The organism is Actinomadura sp. KC06 (assembly GCF_004348735.1).
Taxonomy (GTDB): Bacteria; Actinomycetota; Actinomycetes; order Streptosporangiales; family Streptosporangiaceae; genus Spirillospora.
In genome coordinates this window covers 1-2186 of sequence record NZ_SMKT01000363.1, presented here as the reverse complement: position 1 = coordinate 2186, position 2186 = coordinate 1, and the positions used below count along the sequence as shown (strand labels likewise).

Below are 2186 nucleotides of genomic sequence, written 5' to 3'. Positions count from 1 at the left end.
ACCCACCCCAGAGCCGACCGGCCCCCCGACGTTGTTCTAACCCCCATCCACCTGAGCCAAGCCCCAGCACCGCTCAGGCGGGTATGGCGGTTGGACAGGGTCATTACCGACCCTTGTCCTGGCCCACTTCAACTTCCATACCCAGAGGCGCGGGTCCCTGAGGCGCGCGCTCGAGGCTTAAGCCTGGGGTCGTCTCGGCCGATGAAGACCGTCATCTTTCGCAACCAGCCGCATGTTCGTGCTCGCCGTCCCTCCAGGCACCATCCCCCGCGCGCCTTGCCGCAGGTCTGACGGAACGCCACCGCCGCCCGGCCATGCCGGTCGAAAGGGTCAGAAGGGCACCATCCGGGTAAATGAAGGTGCGTCCTCGCCGGAAGGAGAGACACGTCATGCTGGTCCGGGAGGCGATGACCTCGCCCGTCGTCACGATTCCGCCGTCGGCCACGGTTCGTCAGGCCATCCGCGTCCTCCACGAGCACGACGTGACCGCGCTGCCCGTCGTGGACGAGTCAGGCCGGCTGGCGGGAATCGTCAGCGAGACAGACCTCCTGCACGACGTTTTCGAGCATGACCCCAGAGCGCTCGCCCGGACGGCCGCCACCGCAGCGGCCCCGCCCCCGCGTCGCGTGGCGGAGGTCATGACCCGCGACGTGGAGATCGCCCAGCCCAACACGGACATCGCCGTGCTCGCCGAAACGATGATGAAGACGCGGATCAAGAGCGTCCCGGTCCTGGCCGGTTCCGACATCGTCGGGATCGTCACACGCCGCGACCTCATCGCGATCCTGGCCCACGACGACGTCCGCATCCGTGACGATGTCCTGGCCGCGATCGCTGAATACGGACCAGAAGCCTCGCAGTGGGACGTATCAGTGCGAGACGGCGTGGTCGAGTTGCACGGTCGCGCGGACACGTCCGCAAAGCGGCTCGCCGACATCCTCCCGCAGACAGTCCCAGGCATCACCCACGTCACGATCCGAGACTGAGGTCCGATCTCCACGCCCCGGCCCGGTCCACTCCAGCACGCCACCCACCCCCACCAAAGGACCCAAACACAACACCAGTTGCAACCATGCTCGCCTGCCCAACTATCGGCCGGGCGCGATGGCAGCAACCGTTCGTGTGGGGCTACTTGGAGGCCTTGGCGCGAGACTTCGACTTGCGCGGTCGCTTCTTCGATGGGGCCTCCGCCTTGGAAGCCTTCGGAGCCTTGGCCGCCGCCTTGCCCTTCTTCGATACCTTCTTCGCGTCCGCGCCCTTCTTCGACTTCTTCCCGGGCTTCTGTCCGTTCTTGGCCGCCTTAGAGGACGGCGGATCGACAACGACGCTCACCGCCGTATCCGGCGCGGCGGCCGCCGCCACGGCTGGTTCGGCGGCGGTGGCCTCCACAACCTGCTCTTGGAGGACGGAGGGACCGCTCTCGGCGACACGATTCCGGAACGTCTGCCCGGACCGGAACCGCGGCACCTCGGCGGCGGGCACCTCGATCGGAAGGCCGGTGCGCGGATTGCGGGCATTGCGGGCCGGACGGGACAGGCGGTCGAACGTGCCGAATCCGGTGACGATGACCCGTTCCCCGGCGGACACCCGTTCCATCACGGTCTCGACCACGGCGTCCACGTGCCGGCGGGCGGCGGCCTCGTCGCTTCCCGCGCGTTCCGCCACGGCTCTGACCAGTTCGCTGCGGTTCATGCGCCATGCCCTCCACTGCTGTGATATGTACGGCACAGCGTAGACCTGCATGATGTTCCGGACCCGGACATCCGCGCCGGATTCAGCATGTCTTCCAGCCCACACCGCCGACCGCACCGACCTCGGCACGCCGCCGTGCAGTCGGCAAATCCATCGTCCGCCTGAACGAACGTCGCAAAGACCGGCGCCCTGGCCGACCCCGCCCACGAAACACCCGGAGGACGTCTCAGCCACGTCCTCGACATCCATCCACCGCCACCTCGCACCCTCAAGAAGTGTCACGCACGCCCTGACACACCACACCCTCACCACGTTCCCGCTCACCCCTAGACCGGGCCCCATTGACGTGCCCCGCGCCTCCCCAGGCCGACCCTCATCTCACCGGTAACCTCGGGGAATGGCATCGCGCCCCTGTTCATCCACTCCCACGCTCAGTCGCCATAGCGGAGGGCGGCGCGGGGCTTGGCGGAGGCGGGTCCGGCGGGTACCGGGGC

At 67.9% G+C, this 2186-nt stretch carries 2 protein-coding genes; one reads left to right on the top strand and one right to left on the bottom strand.

Annotated elements, in window-relative coordinates:
- Nucleotides 1-389 precede the first annotated feature (389 nt).
- The gene (locus tag E1287_RS43020; protein ID WP_165969477.1) at nucleotides 390-986 is read left to right on the top strand and encodes a CBS domain-containing protein; all 597 of its coding nucleotides are present in this window, start codon (nucleotides 390-392) and stop codon (nucleotides 984-986) included.
- Nucleotides 987-1128: 142 nt separating this feature from the next.
- Here the strand turns inward: E1287_RS43020 and E1287_RS46185 are convergent, their stop codons facing one another.
- Nucleotides 1129-2016, bottom strand: a complete 888-nt coding sequence (locus tag E1287_RS46185) for an HU family DNA-binding protein (protein ID WP_165969476.1) — start codon at nucleotides 2014-2016, stop codon at nucleotides 1129-1131.
- Nucleotides 2017-2186 lie beyond the last annotated feature (170 nt).